Here is a 15,000-nt window from a genome sequence, read left to right as displayed (position 1 = left end):
TGACTGGCATTCATCGCTGGTCTGTAGGTGCTCTCACGCATTCCGGTCCCCCGACCGGATAAACGAATACCGGTCGATATCATCGCGCAGCTGCCACCCCTGGCCTTGCCAATAGCGAGCGGCTGTCTCGTTGGTCTTGAATACATCGAGATGACATTTGAGGATGCCTTGTCGCTCAAGGCTCGACAGACAACGCTCGACCAACGCGCTGGCAATGCCTTGACCACGGTGCTCGGGCAGGACCAGCAAGTGCTGCAGGTAGCCTCGGCGACCGTCATGCCCGCACATCACGCAGCCGCCCAGGGTGCCGTCTATGTCGGCCACGAAACTCATGCCCGGATTTCGCTGCAGGTAACGCGATGTCGACTCGCGGGAGTCGGCATCGCGCAGGGAGATGCCCGGGGTATGGCACATGAGGTCGATCACCGCATCGTAATCGTCCATGGTCATGACACGCAGAGTGAACATTGGAAGGCGCCTGTTGAGTGACGGAGGGCGCAGGCTAGCAAAAGCCGTGAGGCGGTTGTGTGACGATGCGCAGTCAATGATTTGTATCACTGTGTAGGTTTGCCGGATGATTTTACACAGCGATACGCCCGCGCCGGTTCAGGACACACGTGGCGTACATGAAGGTGAAAAAGTGCAGGGGTCGACCCATTGAGCGACATCCAGGCCCGAGTGCCAACAACCTTCAGGAGCCCCCAATGATCAATCAAATCGAAACCGTTTTGTACACCGGCAAGACCGTCACCACCGGCGGCCGCCAAGGCGAGTCGCGCAGTGACGATGGACGTCTGGACGTCAAGCTTTCCCCTCCCGGTTCTTCCGGCAGTGGTACCAATCCCGAACAACTGCTGGGTGCCGGCTGGTCGGCGTGCTTCATCGGTGCCATGGGCAAAGCCGCTGTGGCGTTGAAGGTCAGCTTGCCGGCTGACGTCAGCGTCGCCACCGAAATCGACCTGGGCAAGACCGACAACGCGTTTTTCCTCCAGGCGCGCCTGAATGTCAGCCTGCCGGGCGTGGACCCGGTGCTGGCCCGCACCCTGGTGGATGCCGCGCACCAGAACTGCCCGTACTCCAAGGCGACCCGGGGCAACATCGACGTGACGATCAATCTGATTTAACCGCCCTTCTGTGGGAGCGAGCCTGCTCGCGAAAGCGGTGGGTCGGTCAGCATGGATGTTGGATGTGATGGCCTCTTCGCGAGCAGGCTCGGTCCCACAAAAAAGCCGCATCCAATTTCCGACGGGCATTAGAAAGCCCGCGCAAGGCGGGCTCTAGTGGGTTTAGTAGGTGGCCAGCGCTGGTCTCTGGCTTACGAGGTTTATCAGGACTCCCACAGGTACAGCAATGCGCTGTCCTGCTTCACACGGCATAAGGGCTGGATCTCAGCGCGGAGATCTTTCTAACCGTGTACCCTTCGGAACGCGCCCCACGCTTCCTCGCTATCCGCTTGCGCATCAGTCTGCGTTTTCACCTACAAGGTCTAGATTAGCAAAGTGCTCACAGAATGCGACGGTGTTTTTAGACCGATTTCATCCTGTGGAAAATGCCGCAGGAAAGAAAAATGCTATGCGCAAAACGTCAACGGGCCACCCTCTGACAACGAAGATCTCTTGTGGGAGCGAGCCTGCTCGCGAATACCGTTTTACATTCAACATAGATGTGGAACCGCTATCGCGAGCAGGCTCGCTCCCACAGGTTTACTGCAAGCCAGCCACTACAACGTGCGCTGGCTATTGCCAATCCCCTTGGCAATATCAATCCCCCAATCCATCGCCGCTTCCATGTCCAGCATATGGGGCTTCGGATCGTGGTTCTCATCAATGACCGAACCATCCGGCCGGTAGACTCCGATGAACATCCCCAACGAGCCGTCTTTCAAAATCTCGGCCTTGACCCTGATACTGCATCCGTTCGACAGCGTCTCCTTGTGTTCCTCATGACGCTCTGTCATCGCGGCATTCCTCCCATTGCTGGTGATCGACCCTATTGGCCATGCTAGCTCAGGCCATCGAAATAGCGCGGGCTCATGAGACAAAAGGACAGCGGCGTAATGCCACCTATACTACAAGCCACCTCCCCCCACGGGGGTCTGCATTTCCAACAATAAGAAGCAGAGGTGGAACATGGTCTGGCAGCAAATCTACGATCCGTTCAATAACCCGGTGCTTTCAACCGTCATGGCGGCAGTGCCGGTGGTGGTGATGCTTGCTTCGTTGGCATTTTTTCATGTCAAGGCACACCTGGCGGCGTTGCTCGCCCTGGCCTCGGCGCTGGTGATCGCCATCTTCGCCTTCGGCATGCCCGCCAACATGGCCGGTTCGGCGGCACTGTACGGGGCCGCCAATGGTTTGCTGCCGATTGGCTGGATCGTGTTGAACATCATCTTTTTGCACCGGCTGACCACGGAAAACGGCTCGTTCAAAGTGCTGCAGGACTCCCTGGCGCGAATCACCGACGACCGTCGCCTGCAACTGCTGCTGATCGCGTTCTGCTTCGGCGCCTTTTTTGAGGGCGCCGCCGGCTTCGGTACGCCGGTGGCGGTAACCGGGGCGATTCTGATCGGGCTGGGTTTTTCGCCGCTGGCGGCCTCAGGCCTGGCGTTGATCGCCAACACCGCGCCGGTGGCGTTCGGCGCGCTGGGTACACCGATCATCACCCTGGCCAAAGTCACCGGGCTGGATGAAATGGAATTGTCGATGATGGTTGGCCGGCAATTGCCGTTCTTCTCGGTCATTGTGCCGTTCTGGTTGATCTGGGCCTTCGCCGGTTGGCGCAAGATGCTGGAAATCTGGCCGGCGATCCTCATCGCCGGGGTCAGTTTTGCCATCCCGCAGTTCATCGTTTCCAACTATCACGGACCGATGCTGGTGGACGTGATCGCCGCACTGATTTCCATGGCCTGCCTGACCGGCTTCCTGAAGGTCTGGAAGCCGGCCACCGTGCACACCTCCGCCGCGCTGTCCGGGCGGATCGACAACTCAAAAATCGCCCAGGAGCACGACGAAAAACCCGTCGCCAGCGGGATGTTTGCCAACGAGGCCAAGCCGGCGGTCATGCGTGCCTGGATGCCGTGGATCATCCTCACGATCTTCGTGTTCGCCTGGGGTACCCAGGGTTTCAAAAACAGCTTCGATACCCGCCCGGCAATCGATCCGGCCACCAGCTCGGCCAAACTCGACCCTCAAGGCAAACCGCTGCGAGAAGCCAACCCGGTCTTCGCCCCGGTCCTGACGTTCACCACCATCCACCAGCAGATCGAGAAGGTTCCGCCGGTGGTGCCCGCGCCTAAAACCGAAGACGCGGTGTACAAATTCACCTGGTTTACCGCCACCGGCAGCGGCATCCTGCTGGCAGCGATTGTCGGCGGATTGCTGATGGGCTATTCCATCCCGCAATTGATCAAACAGTATTTGCGAACGATCTGGGTCGTGCGCTACTCGTTGATCACCATCACCGCGATGCTCGCTCTGGGCTTCCTTACGCGCTACTCGGGACTGGATGCCACCATGGGCCTGGCCTTTGCCGCGACGGGGATTTTCTACCCGATGTTCGGCACCCTGCTCGGCTGGCTCGGCGTGGCCCTGACCGGCTCGGACACCGCGTCCAACGTGCTGTTCGGCGGCTTGCAACGGGTCACCTCCGAACAACTGGGACTCAGCCCGGTGTTGATGGCCGCCGCCAACAGTTCCGGCGGGGTCATGGGCAAGATGGTCGATGCCCAATCGATCGTGGTCGCCTCCACCGCCACCCGCTGGTACGGCCACGAAGGGGAAATCCTGCGTTACGTGTTCTTCCACTCGATTGTGCTAGCCATTCTGGTGGGCGGCCTGGTGACGTTGCAGGCGTATGTGGCGCCGTTCAGTCATATGGTGGTGGGTGGGCATTGAATCGACCCGTATCCAGACCTTTCACCCCTCCCCTGTGGGAGCGAGCCTGCTCGCGAAGGGGTCAGCACATTCAACATCAATGGCGACTGACCTGACGCTTTCGCGAGCAGGCTCGTTCCCACAGGGATAGGATAGATATTGGTTTCCGGAAACAGACCTCACATAACAACAAAACGAGTGTCGTACGCCGATGAACATTCTTTACGACGAACGCGTGGACGGCGCCCTGCCCGACGTCGACAGGAACGCGTTATTGCAGGCCCTGCAAACGCGGTTGCCGGCGCTTGAGATCCTGCATCAGCGCGAAGAACTCAAGCCATACGAATGCGACGGCCTCTCGGCTTACCGCACCACGCCGATGCTGGTGGTACTGCCCCGTGATATTGCGCAGGTTCAGGGCGTGCTCAAGCTTTGCCATGAAATGCAGGTGCCGGTGGTTGCCCGGGGGGCCGGGACCGGTCTGTCCGGCGGCGCCTTGCCCCTGGAAAAAGGCGTGCTGCTGGTGATGGCACGCTTCAACCAGATTCTGCACATCGACCCCGACGCCCGCACCGCGCGGGTTCAGCCTGGGGTTCGCAACCTGGCCATTTCCCAAGCCGCCGCGCAGTACGGCCTGTACTACGCGCCGGACCCGTCATCGCAAATCGCCTGCTCCATCGGCGGCAACGTCGCCGAAAACGCCGGCGGCGTGCATTGCCTGAAATACGGCCTGACCGTGCACAACGTGCTCAAGATCGACATCCTCACCGTCGACGGCGAATGCCTGAGCCTGGGCTCCAACGCCCTCGACTCGCCGGGGCTGGATCTGCTGGCCTTGTTCAACGGTTCCGAAGGCATGCTCGGGGTGATCACCGAAGTGACGGTCAAACTCTTGCCGAAACCGCAGTCCGCCAAGGTGTTGCTGGCGGCCTTCGACTCGGTGGAAAAGGCCGGCCAAGCCGTTGGCGACATCATTGCCGCCGGTATCATCCCGGGAGGCCTGGAGATGATGGACAACCTGGCCATCCGTGCCGCCGAAGACTTTATCCACGCCGGCTACCCGATAGAGGCCGAGGCCATTTTGCTGTGCGAGCTCGATGGCGTCGAAGCCGACGTCCACGACGATTGCAACCGTGTGCGCCAGGTGCTGGAACAGGCCGGTGCCACCGAAGTACGCCTGGCCAGGGACGAAGCCGAACGCGTGCGTTTCTGGGCCGGGCGCAAGAATGCCTTTCCGGCGGTGGGCCGCTTGTCGCCGGACTATTACTGCATGGACGGCACGATCCCCCGTCGCGAATTGCCCGGCGTCTTGAAAGCCATCACCCAACTGTCAAACGAATACGGCCTGCGGGTGGCCAATGTGTTCCACGCCGGCGACGGCAACATGCACCCGCTGATTCTGTTCGATGCCAATACGCCGGGGGAGCTGGATCGCGCCGAAACCCTGGGCGGCAAGATTCTGGAGTTGTGCGTGAAGGTCGGCGGCAGCATCACCGGAGAACACGGTGTGGGCCGCGAGAAGATCAACCAGATGTGCGCACAGTTCAACAGCGATGAGCTGACCCTGTTCCATGCGGTCAAGGCAGCGTTCGATCCGGGCGGTCTGCTCAACCCCGGCAAGAACATCCCGACCCTGCACCGCTGTGCCGAATTCGGCGCGATGCACGTGCATGGCGGGCAGTTGCCCTTCCCTGACCTGGAGCGTTTCTGATGCACGTTACAGGCGATGTCGATGACAGCAAAGTATTGCTGGAACAGGTCAACCAGGCGCTGGAAAACGCCACGCCATTGCGCATTCAAGGTTCCAACAGCAAGGCGTTCCTTGGGCGTATCGTTGCCGGCGAGATACTCGACACCCGCTCCCACCGCGGCATCGTCAGCTATGACCCGACTGAGCTGGTGGTCACCGTGCGCTGCGGCACGCCGCTGGCTGAACTGATGCAAGTGCTCGACGCTGCGCAACAGATGCTGCCCTGCGAACCACCCGCCTTCGGCGACGGCGCCACCGTGGGCGGCATGATCGCCTGCGGGCTGTCCGGGCCACGGCGCCCGTGGTCGGGTTCGGTGCGGGACTTTGTCCTGGGTACTCGGGTCATCACCGGGCTGGGCAAGCATCTGCGCTTCGGTGGCGAAGTGATGAAGAACGTCGCCGGCTACGATCTGTCGCGGTTGATGGCCGGCAGTTACGGCACCCTGGGCCTGATCACGGAAGTCTCGTTGAAGGTGCTGCCCAAGCCCCGGCAATGCTTGAGCATCAGCCTGGAAATGAACAGCGATCGCGCCTTGCAGTACCTCGCCCAATGGGGCCAGCAACCGCTGCCGATCAGCGCCGCGTGCCATGACGGTGAGCGCCTGAACCTGCGGCTCGAGGGCGGCGAAGGCTCGGTGGCGGCGGCCCATGACCGCCTGGGTGGCGAACGGCTGGACAGTGCGTACTGGGCCGACCTCAACGAGCAACGCTTGCCTTTCTTCGATGAGGATCAGCCGCTCTGGCGCCTGTCACTACCCAACAACACGGCAAAACTGTCCCTGCCCGGTCGGCAATTGATCGACTGGGGTGGTGCCCAGCGCTGGCTCAAATCCGACGCCCAAGCGCCCTTCATTCGCAAAGTGGTCGATGAGGTTGGCGGCCACGTGACCTGCTACAGCCACGGCTTGATCGACAGCCCGTTCCAGCCCCTGCCGGCCGCCCTGATGCGCTACCACCAGAGCCTCAAGCAGCAACTCGATCCCCAGGGCATCTTCAACCCCGGTCGCCTGTACGCGGAGCTTTGAACCATGCAGACCACCTTGAGCGAAAAGGCCCGCCGACTGCCCCGCGCCGAAGAGGCCGACAGCATCCTGCGCACCTGTGTGCACTGCGGTTTCTGCAACGCCACCTGCCCGACCTATCAATTGCTGGGCGATGAGCTGGATGGCCCGCGAGGGCGCATTTACCTGATCAAACAAGTGCTGGAAGGCAACGAGGTCACGCAAAAAACCCAATTGCACCTTGATCGCTGCCTGTCGTGCCGAAACTGCGAAACCACCTGCCCGTCGGGCGTGGACTACCACAACCTGCTGGACATCGGCCGTGCCGTGGTCGATGCGGCGGTGCCGCGCCCGCTCGGCCAGCGTCTGTTGCGTGAGGGCTTGCGCAAGGTCGTGCCGCACCCGGACCTGTTCAAGGGCCTGGTCAACAGCGGCCAGGTGTTCCGGGCGCTGCTGCCCGATGCGCTGCAAAGCAAATTGCCGCGCAGCGTAGCGCCGGGCAAACCGCGCCCCACCACGCGCCATGCGCGGCAAGTGTTGATGCTCGAAGGTTGCGTGCAACCGGGCCTGTCGCCCAATACCAACGCAGCCGCCGCGAGGGTGCTGGATCGATTGGGGATCAGCGTCACGCCGTGTCGCGAGGCCGGTTGTTGCGGCGCCGTGGATTATCACCTGGACGCCCAGGCTGCCGGTCTTGACCGTGCCCGCCATAACATCGATGCGTGGTGGCCCATGATCGAACAAGGTGCCGAGGCCATCGTGCAGACCGCCAGCGGTTGCGGCGCTTTCATCAAGGACTATGGCCACCTGCTCGGCAACGATCCGGCCTATGCCGACAAGGCCCGAACCGTCAGTGCGCTGGCCAAAGATCTGGTCGAAGTATTGCGTGCCGAGCCGCTGGAAAAACTCGGCATACACAATGCCCGGCGCGTGGCCTTCCATTGCCCTTGCACCCTGCAGCACGCGCAAAAACTCGGCGGTGCCGTGGAAACGCTGCTCGAACGCCTGGGCTTCAACCTGACCTTCGTGCCCGACGGCCACCTGTGCTGCGGCTCGGCGGGCACCTATTCGCTGACCCAGCCCGAACTATCCCGGCAACTGCGCGACAACAAGATGAATGCGCTGGAAAGCGGCTACCCCGAAGTCATAGTCACGGCCAATATCGGCTGTCAGTCACACCTCGACGGCGCGGGTCGCACGCCGGTCCGACACTGGATCGAACTGGTGGAAGACGCCTTGCCTTAGACGAATCCCGGAGATCGCCCATGAAAAGCAAAGCCATGCTGAGCCAGGCCGAAGTCGGCCGGATCCTCGCTGCGGCGCGGACCGAAGCCCAAACCAACCAATGGCCGGTGACCATTGTGGTGGTCGATGACGGCGGCCACCCGCTGGCCCTCGAACGTCTCGACGGCGCCGCGCCCATCAGTGCCTACATCGCCACGGAAAAGGCGCGCACGTCAGCCCTTGGCCGCCGTGAATCCAAAGGCTATGAAGAGATGGTCAATGGCGGGCGCACGGCCTTCCTGTCGGCGCCACTGCTGACCTCCCTGGAAGGTGGCGTGCCGATCATCGTCGACGGCCAGGTGATCGGCGCGGTCGGTGTGTCCGGGGTCAAGGCCGAGCAGGATGCGCAGGTGGCGAAAGCTGGTGCGCAATGTTTGAAGTAAATGGATATCCACTGTGGGAGCGAGCCTGCTCGCGAATGCGGCGGCACATCCAGCATCCATGTGCCTGATACACCGCTTTCGCGAGCAGGCTCGCTCCCACAAGGAACGCATTTCATCAATAGAGCCCATTCAGCCCAGACATCCAGCCGAATAAGAGGAAGCGCACAGATGCCCCGTCTCACCGCGAAAGACTTTGCCCCGGAACTGCTGGAACTCTACGACTACTACGCCCACGGCCTGATCAACCGGCGCGAGTTTCTCGACCGGGCGGCGTTGTTCGCTTTCGGCGGTTTGACCGCCAGCGCGCTGCTGGCCTCCCTGAGCCCGAATTACGCCCTCGCCGAACAGGTCGAATTCACCGACCCGGACATCCTCGCCGAGTACGTCACCTACCCTTCCCCCAAGGGCCATGGGCAGGTTCGCGGCTATCGGGTGCGCCCGGCCAAGGCCAGCGGCAAACTCGCGTCGGTGGTGGTCGTGCATGAAAATCGGGGGCTCAACCCTTACATCGAAGATGTCGCCCGGCGTGTGGCCAAGGCCGGTTTCATTGCCCTCGCCCCGGACGGACTGAGCTCGGTCGGTGGTTATCCCGGCAACGATGAAAAGGGCAAGGAACTGCAGGCCAGCATCGATCCCGAAAAACTCATGAATGACTTTTTCGCCGCCGTGGAATGGCTGATGAACCATGAGGCCGGCAGCGGCAAGGTCGGCATCACCGGCTTCTGCTACGGCGGTGGCGTCGCGAATGCGGCGGCGGTGGCCTATCCGGAACTGGGTGCCGCCGTGTCATTTTATGGTCGGCAACCGGACGCCAAGGATGTCCCGCGGATCAAGGCACCGCTGATGCTGCACTACGGTGAACTGGACACGCGGATCAACGAGGGGTGGCCCGCCTTTGAGCAGGCGTTGAAGGCTGGGGGCAAGACCTATGAGGCTTACATCTACCCCGGCGTGAACCACGGTTTTCACAACGATTCGACGCCGCGTTACGACGAGGCGGCGGCGAAACTGGCGTGGGACCGGACGTTGGGGTGGTTTCGAAAGTATCTAGTGTGATGGGAGGGCCTCGTCGCGAGCAGGCTCGCTCCCACAGTGATTCTTTGTCGGACAAAAATTCCGCGTCCACTGAAGATCCACTGTGGGAGCGAGCCTGCTCGCGATGGCGATCTAAAGGTGATGGTTATTTGGGCTGTGCGACGGTCCGCAAGTAAGGCTTCAGAGTCTTGAAGCCATCCGGGTATTTCTTCCTCGCATCTTCATCGGACACTGAAGTCGGGATGATCACATCTTCACCCGGACGCCAGTTCACCGGGGTCGCCACAGTGTGTTTGGCGTTGAGTTGCAACGAATCGAGCAATCGCAGCACTTCATCGAAATTGCGCCCGGCGCTCATCGGGTAGATCAGCATCGCCTTGATCTTCTTGTCCGGGCCGACCAGGAACACCGAACGCACCGTGGCGTTGTCCACCGCCGTGCGCGAACCGCCGCTGGCATTTGGGTGGATCATGTCGTAGAGCTTGGCCACCACCAGGTTTTCGTCGCCGATCAGCGGATAGTTGACGGCATTGCCCTGGGTTTCGGCGATGTCACCGACCCATCTGTTGTGGTCACTGACCGGGTCAATGCTCAAGCCCAGAATCTTGGTGTTGCGTTTGTCGAACTCAGGCTTGAGCTTGGCCAGGTAGCCCAGCTCAGTGGTGCAGACCGGGGTGAAGTCCTTTGGGTGGGAAAACAGGATGGCCCACTTGTCGCCAATCCACTCGTGAAAATTGAGCGTGCCTTCGGTGGTTTCGGCGGTGAAGTCCGGTGCTTCGTCGCCAATACGGATTGCCATGATCGATCTCCTTGCAGTAATGGACAGGGGGCGCCGCCGGAAGCTCGAACGCTGCTCCAACGGCATGGGGAACGGTTGACGCGAAACAGTATAGGAGAGGTTCCACGGCACGCCGCAAACCTGCTCAGTCACTTGTAACGCCTTGCATCAGTACCTACTCCACCAACGCTATCAGCTGATGACGCTGGGCATCGGTGAGCATCGGGCCGAATCCCGCCCCGGCATTTTCCGCCATGTAGCGCGGGTTGCCGGTGCCGGGGATGACGCAGGTCACGGCTGAATGTGACAACAGGAATTTGAGTGCCAGTTGCGGCCAGCTCTTGACCCCGACTTGCGCGGCCCATCCGGGCAGCGGCTTGTCCTTGAGCCGAGTGATCAGGCCGCCGCCACCGAACGGCCGGTTGCAGATCACCGCCACGCCCCGCTCCCGGCACAGCGGCAGGATGCGTTTCTCGACGCCACGATCATCCAGGGCATAGTTGATTTGCAGGAAATCCAGCGGCTCGGCCTTGAGCACCGCCTCCACCTCCTCATAAGCCGAAGCGGTGTAATGGGTGATGCCGATGTAGCGAATGCGCCCTTGCTCCTTCCATTGGCGCAAGGTCGGCAAATGGGTTTGCCAGTCGAGCAGATTGTGAATCTGCATCAGGTCGATACGGTCGGTTTGCAACAGCTGGAACGACTGTTCCATCTGGGCGATGCCTTCCTCGCGGCCCCGGGTCCACACCTTGGTTGCCAGAAACGCCGGCGAGCGCGGTTCGTGGATCGACAGCAATTCACCGGTGTTCTCTTCGGCACGACCGTACATCGGCGAGCAGTCGATCAGCGTCCCACCCTTCTCGAACAACGCACGCAGCACGGCGGGCAGCTGCTTATAGGCCTGATCCTGGGGCGAGACATCAAACCCGCGGTAGGTGCCCAGCCCGACGATCGGCAGTGGCTCGTTGGTGGAAGGAATGGCCCGGGTCTGCATGGTCTTGCCTCCTGTTCCCGTCGACAGCGTGGCTTGCGCGACCGCCGGACCGAACGTGAAGGCCGCCGAAACACCGGCAGCCAGCGTGAGTAGTTTCCTGCGGGTGAAACCATCCGGATGGCTCATGGCATGTCCCTCACCCCTTGATCAGGTGTGGCGCGCTGCGTTTGCTGCCAGTATCAGCGTAGCTGCCAGCGACCAATACCGGGCATCGGTGCCCTCCTTTACCGCCAGCTACACTCTGACGGCACCCCGGAGCCGTCAATGCCGCCCACTAACGTTAGCCGAATGTCCCGAACCCTGGTGTTACTCGTCGTCATCCCCGCCGCGCTGTACCTGGCGCTCTGTGCCGCGCTGTTCGTATTCCAGCGCACGCTCATCTACTACCCGCAACCCCGCGCCGTCGGCTCAGCCGAAACGCTGCTGACGTTGCCCGTCGACGACGTGCAGGTACAGGTCTCGATACGACCGCACCGGGGTCCCAAGGCGCTGATTTATTTCGGTGGCAACGCCGAGGACGTTTCGCGCAACTTGCCTGGTTTTTCCCAGGCTTTCCCTGAACATGCCCTGTATTTGATGCATTACCGAGGCTACGGCGGCAGCAGCGGCTCGCCCTCCGAAGAAGCGATTGCCCGCGATGCCATGGCTTTGTTCGACAAGGTCTACGCCGAGCATCCGCAGATTGCCGTGGTCGGTCGCAGCCTGGGCTCGGGCGTCGCCGTGCGCCTGGCCAGTGTTCGCCCGGCGCAGAAGCTGTTGCTGATTACGCCTTACAACAGCCTGGAGGAACTCGCCGTCCGCCAGTTCCGCTGGTTGCCCGTGCAGTGGTTGTTGCAGGATCAATACGAATCCTGGCGTTATGCCGAACACATCGCGGTGCCGACAAAACTGATCGCCGCCGGGCTTGATGAAGTCATTCCGCCTTCCAGCACCCAGCGGCTCCTTAGCCATTTCCCTGCTGGGGTGGCGACGCTGCAGGTGATTGCGGGCACGGGGCACAATTCGATCAGTGAAAGCCCTGAATACCTCAGATTGCTGGCGGATGGACTGTAACGCGGACCTGTGGGAGCTGGCTTGCCAGCGATAGCGATCTCGAGGCCGCCATCGCTGGCAAGCCAGCTCCCACAAAATCGAGATAAGACTGCCAAATCCTGTCCCCGCGCAAAAAGTGGTTCGCCTGGCAAAAAAAGTCCGGGCAAGCGCGACCACGCTTCCCGGACCAAAAGTTGCCACATGCAATCAAAACCGCGGTTTAACCGCCTTCCACTCCGGCTTGTACCGCTGCATCTGCTTCACATCATCGCGCTGACGAATCCCGCAGCTCAGGTACTGGTCATGCAGCTTGCCCAACTGATCATGATCCAGCTCCAGGCCCAACCCCGGCGCGCGGGTAATTTTCACGCAGCCGTCGACGATCGGCAGCTTGCCGCCCTTGATCACTTCTTCGTCCGGCTCCTGCCACGGGTAATGGGTGTCACAGGCGTAATCGAGGTTCGGCACCGAAGCGGCGACGTGGGCCATGGCCATCAGGCTGATGCCCAGGTGCGAATTGGAGTGCATGGACACGCCAAGGCCGAAGGTTTCGCACATTTTCGCCAACGCCTGGGTGTCGCGCAGGCCGCCCCAGTAATGGTGGTCGGCGAGGACGATCTGCACGCTGTTCTGCGCCACGCTGCGGCGGAACTCGTCGAAATCGGTGACCACCATGTTGGTCGCCAGCGGCAGGCCGGTGCGCTTGTGCAGCTCGGCCATGCCATCCAGGCCTGGCGTCGGGTCTTCGTAATATTGCAGGTCATCGCCGAGCAGTTCGGCCATGCGGATCGAAGTTTCCAACGACCAGTTGCCGTTCGGGTCGATGCGCAGCGGATAACCGGGAAAAGCTTTTTTCAGCGCCTTGATGCACGACACTTCATGCTCCGGCGGCAGCGTGCCGGCCTTGAGCTTGATGCTCTTGAAGCCATAGGCCTCGATCATGCGCCGTGCCTGGGCGACGATCTGCTCTTCGTTCAGCGCCTCGCCCCAATTGTCGGGCTTGTAGGGTGAATCGACGTGCCGGGCGTATTTGAAAAACAGATAGGCACTGAACGGAATCTCGTCGCGGATCGCCCCGCCCAGCAAGTCCACCAGCGGCACGTTCAACGAATGCGCCTGCAAATCGAGGAACGCCACTTCGAACGCCGAATAGGCATTGCTCACCGCTTTGCTGGCGTGGGAACCGGGGGCCAGCTCTGCGCCGGCCAGGCTTGCCGGTTTGTTCGCTGCCACCGTGGCCTTCACGATCGCACGCAGTTGATTGAGGTTGAACGGATCAAGGCCGATCAACTGGCTTTGCAGTTGCTGCTGGATCGCCAGCGCGGGAGCGTCGCCGTAGCTTTCACCCAGACCGATATAGCCATTGTCGCTTTCGATCTCGATGATCGAGCGCAGCGCGAAGGGTTCGTGAATGCCACTGGCATTGAGCAATGGCGGATCACGGAAGGCGATGGGGGTGACGGTGACTCGTTTGATTTTCAAGAGGCTGCTCCCGTTGGATCAGATTTCAGGGCTTGATGATTGATGGGTTGTTTTGCGTTGCCCCGTGGTGCGGTGCGGGCGAAAAAGATCACCACCGCCGCGATCAGCGATGTGGCGGCCAGGCCATACAGGCCGCCCTCGATGGAACCGGTGGTCTGCTCCAGAAAGCCGAACGCGGTCGGGGCGACGAAGCCGCCGAGGTTGCCGATGGAGTTGATCAGGGCGATCACCGCCGCGGCGATGCGGGCATCCAGATAGCCTTGCGGAATCGGCCAGAACAGCGCCGAGGCCGCCTTGAAGCCGATGGCGGCGAAACAGATGGCCACGAAGGCGAACACCGGCCCGCCGGTGGTGGACATGAACATGCCGAACGCGGCGATCACCAGCGTCACCGCGACCCAGGCCTGCTGGTATTTCCACTTGCTGGCCATGGCGGCGAAGCCGTACATCGCGACGATGGAGATGATCCACGGAATCGAGTTGAACAGGCCGACCTGGAAGTCACCGAGGTTGCCCATTTTCTTGATCATGCTCGGCAGCCAGAACGTGGCGCCGTAAATGGTCAGGGCGATGGAGAAGTAGATGAAGCAGAACAGCGCGATCTGCCGGTCGGCCAGCAACTTGAACATCGACGGTTTGACCGTCTGCGCGGCTTCCCGGGCCTGTTGTTCCTGGTCGATGGCGGCAGTCAGGGCGGTCTTTTCTTCCTCGCTCAGCCACTTCGCTTCCCGTGGATGGGATTGCAGCCAGAACCAGACAAAAGCGCAAAGGACGATAGACGCGAAGCCTTCAATCAGGAACATCCACTGCCAACCGTGCAGGCTCAAGCCGTTGATGTGCAGCAGCGCGCCGGACACCGGGCCGGAAATCACCGAAGCGATGGCCGAACCACTGAGAAAAATCGCCATGGCCTTGCCGCGCTCGGACGAGGGCAGCCACTGGGTGAAGTAGTAAATGATGCCGGGGAAGAAGCCCGCTTCAGCGGCGCCGAGGATGAAGCGCAGCACATAGAAACTGGTTTCTCCCCGCACGAAGGCCATCGCCATCGCGGCAAAGCCCCAGGTGAACATGATGCGTGTCAGCCAGGCGCGGGCGCCGTAGCGTTGCAGCAACATGTTGGACGGCACTTCGAAGATTGCGTAACCGACGAAGAACAACCCGGCACCCAGGCCATAGGCCGCAGCGCCAATGCCCAGGTCGGTTTCCATGTGGCTGCGCACGAAGCCGATGTTGACCCGATCGATGTAGTTGACGATGAACATGATCACGAACAGCGGCAACACGTGGCGCTTGACCCTGGCGGCAGCGCGGGCGAGCACATTCGGGTCGGGTGGACTCTGGAGGGTTTTCAAGGGGCGACTCCCGGTCATTGTTCTTTTTAGGGATAGC

14 protein-coding genes are annotated in these 15,000 nt (G+C 61.3%); 8 read left to right on the top strand and 6 right to left on the bottom strand.

The window, feature by feature from the left end; genetic code table 11:
• Positions 1–33: 33 nt before the first annotated feature.
• Complete coding sequence (locus tag BJ917_RS25735; RefSeq protein WP_096512090.1) at positions 34–468, bottom strand: GNAT family N-acetyltransferase; 435 nt, start codon at positions 466–468, stop codon at positions 34–36.
• Between the two features lie 236 nt (positions 469–704).
• Between BJ917_RS25735 and BJ917_RS25730 the strand changes: the two genes are divergently transcribed.
• Positions 705–1,124, top strand: a complete 420-nt coding sequence (locus BJ917_RS25730) for an organic hydroperoxide resistance protein (RefSeq protein ID WP_096512091.1) — start codon at positions 705–707, stop codon at positions 1,122–1,124.
• 596 nt (positions 1,125–1,720) lie between these two features.
• On the opposite strand, the gene BJ917_RS25725 is transcribed toward BJ917_RS25730, so the two are convergent.
• Positions 1,721–1,957: a hypothetical protein gene (locus tag BJ917_RS25725; protein ID WP_096512092.1), complete on the bottom strand. Its 237-nt coding sequence runs from the start codon at positions 1,955–1,957 to the stop codon at positions 1,721–1,723.
• Between the two features lie 172 nt (positions 1,958–2,129).
• On the opposite strand from BJ917_RS25725, the gene BJ917_RS25720 reads away from it, so the two are divergent.
• The 6 genes from BJ917_RS25720 to yghX all read left to right on the top strand — a co-directional run bounded on the left by BJ917_RS25720 (position 2,130) and on the right by yghX (position 9,346).
• Entirely contained in the window at positions 2,130–3,893 is a 1,764-nt protein-coding gene (locus tag BJ917_RS25720) for an L-lactate permease (RefSeq protein ID WP_121105201.1), read from the top strand.
• 190 nt (positions 3,894–4,083) lie between these two features.
• Entirely contained in the window at positions 4,084–5,583 is a 1,500-nt protein-coding gene (glcD, locus tag BJ917_RS25715; RefSeq protein ID WP_121105199.1) for a glycolate oxidase subunit GlcD, read from the top strand.
• On the top strand, positions 5,583–6,647 hold the full coding sequence (gene glcE / locus BJ917_RS25710) for a glycolate oxidase subunit GlcE (protein ID WP_121105197.1): 1,065 nt from the start codon (positions 5,583–5,585) through the stop codon (positions 6,645–6,647). Before glcD ends, glcE begins: the two co-directional genes overlap by 1 nt.
• Positions 6,648–6,650: 3 nt before the next feature.
• Entirely contained in the window at positions 6,651–7,868 is a 1,218-nt protein-coding gene (gene glcF, locus BJ917_RS25705) for a glycolate oxidase subunit GlcF (RefSeq protein WP_121105195.1), read from the top strand.
• 20 nt (positions 7,869–7,888) lie between these two features.
• Entirely contained in the window at positions 7,889–8,290 is a 402-nt protein-coding gene (locus BJ917_RS25700; protein ID WP_096512097.1) for a heme-binding protein, read from the top strand.
• A 168-nt stretch (positions 8,291–8,458) separates the two neighbouring features.
• On the top strand, positions 8,459–9,346 hold the full coding sequence (yghX, locus tag BJ917_RS25695) for a YghX family hydrolase (protein ID WP_121105193.1): 888 nt from the start codon (positions 8,459–8,461) through the stop codon (positions 9,344–9,346).
• Between the two features lie 124 nt (positions 9,347–9,470).
• Here yghX and BJ917_RS25690 read toward each other — a convergent pair whose 3' ends face one another.
• Both BJ917_RS25690 and BJ917_RS25685 read right to left on the bottom strand, forming a co-directional pair.
• Complete coding sequence (locus BJ917_RS25690) at positions 9,471–10,124, bottom strand: peroxiredoxin (protein WP_096512099.1); 654 nt, start codon at positions 10,122–10,124, stop codon at positions 9,471–9,473.
• Positions 10,125–10,278: 154 nt separating this feature from the next.
• A complete protein-coding gene (locus tag BJ917_RS25685) occupies positions 10,279–11,223 on the bottom strand; it encodes an aldo/keto reductase (protein ID WP_177435612.1) in 945 nt (314 codons plus the stop codon).
• A 138-nt stretch (positions 11,224–11,361) separates the two neighbouring features.
• On the opposite strand from BJ917_RS25685, the gene BJ917_RS25680 reads away from it, so the two are divergent.
• Positions 11,362–12,150, top strand: coding sequence for an alpha/beta hydrolase (locus BJ917_RS25680; protein ID WP_121105191.1), 789 nt, complete (start codon positions 11,362–11,364; stop codon positions 12,148–12,150).
• A gap of 186 nt (positions 12,151–12,336) precedes the next feature.
• Here BJ917_RS25680 and BJ917_RS25675 read toward each other — a convergent pair whose 3' ends face one another.
• Both BJ917_RS25675 and BJ917_RS25670 read right to left on the bottom strand, forming a co-directional pair.
• On the bottom strand, positions 12,337–13,611 hold the full coding sequence (locus BJ917_RS25675) for a glucarate dehydratase family protein (RefSeq protein ID WP_121105189.1): 1,275 nt from the start codon (positions 13,609–13,611) through the stop codon (positions 12,337–12,339).
• On the bottom strand, positions 13,608–14,963 hold the full coding sequence (locus tag BJ917_RS25670) for an MFS transporter (RefSeq protein WP_121105187.1): 1,356 nt from the start codon (positions 14,961–14,963) through the stop codon (positions 13,608–13,610). Before BJ917_RS25670 ends, BJ917_RS25675 begins: the two co-directional genes overlap by 4 nt.
• Positions 14,964–15,000: the final 37 nt, after the last annotated feature.

It is taken from the genome of Pseudomonas sp. WPR_5_2 (assembly GCF_003634475.1).
Lineage (GTDB): Bacteria > Pseudomonadota > Gammaproteobacteria > Pseudomonadales > Pseudomonadaceae > Aquipseudomonas > Aquipseudomonas izuensis.
This window is presented reverse-complemented; position numbering and strand designations above follow the sequence as displayed.

What these genes read in the sequence shown, in the direction of transcription:
- BJ917_RS25680 (WP_121105191.1), top strand. Translation starts at nt 11,362, where the DNA reads ATGCCGCCCACTAACGTTAGCCGAATGTCCCGAACCCTGGTGTTACTC.
- BJ917_RS25690 (WP_096512099.1), bottom strand. Translation starts at nt 10,124, where the DNA reads ATGGCAATCCGTATTGGCGACGAAGCACCGGACTTCACCGCCGAAACC.
- BJ917_RS25730 (WP_096512091.1), top strand. Translation starts at nt 705, where the DNA reads ATGATCAATCAAATCGAAACCGTTTTGTACACCGGCAAGACCGTCACC.
- BJ917_RS25735 (WP_096512090.1), bottom strand. Translation starts at nt 468, where the DNA reads ATGTTCACTCTGCGTGTCATGACCATGGACGATTACGATGCGGTGATC.
- BJ917_RS25700 (WP_096512097.1), top strand. Translation starts at nt 7,889, where the DNA reads ATGAAAAGCAAAGCCATGCTGAGCCAGGCCGAAGTCGGCCGGATCCTC.
- glcF (WP_121105195.1), top strand. Translation starts at nt 6,651, where the DNA reads ATGCAGACCACCTTGAGCGAAAAGGCCCGCCGACTGCCCCGCGCCGAA.
- BJ917_RS25725 (WP_096512092.1), bottom strand. Translation starts at nt 1,957, where the DNA reads ATGACAGAGCGTCATGAGGAACACAAGGAGACGCTGTCGAACGGATGC.
- glcE (WP_121105197.1), top strand. Translation starts at nt 5,583, where the DNA reads ATGCACGTTACAGGCGATGTCGATGACAGCAAAGTATTGCTGGAACAG.
- glcD (WP_121105199.1), top strand. Translation starts at nt 4,084, where the DNA reads ATGAACATTCTTTACGACGAACGCGTGGACGGCGCCCTGCCCGACGTC.
- BJ917_RS25720 (WP_121105201.1), top strand. Translation starts at nt 2,130, where the DNA reads ATGGTCTGGCAGCAAATCTACGATCCGTTCAATAACCCGGTGCTTTCA.
- yghX (WP_121105193.1), top strand. Translation starts at nt 8,459, where the DNA reads ATGCCCCGTCTCACCGCGAAAGACTTTGCCCCGGAACTGCTGGAACTC.
- BJ917_RS25685 (WP_177435612.1), bottom strand. Translation starts at nt 11,223, where the DNA reads ATGAGCCATCCGGATGGTTTCACCCGCAGGAAACTACTCACGCTGGCT.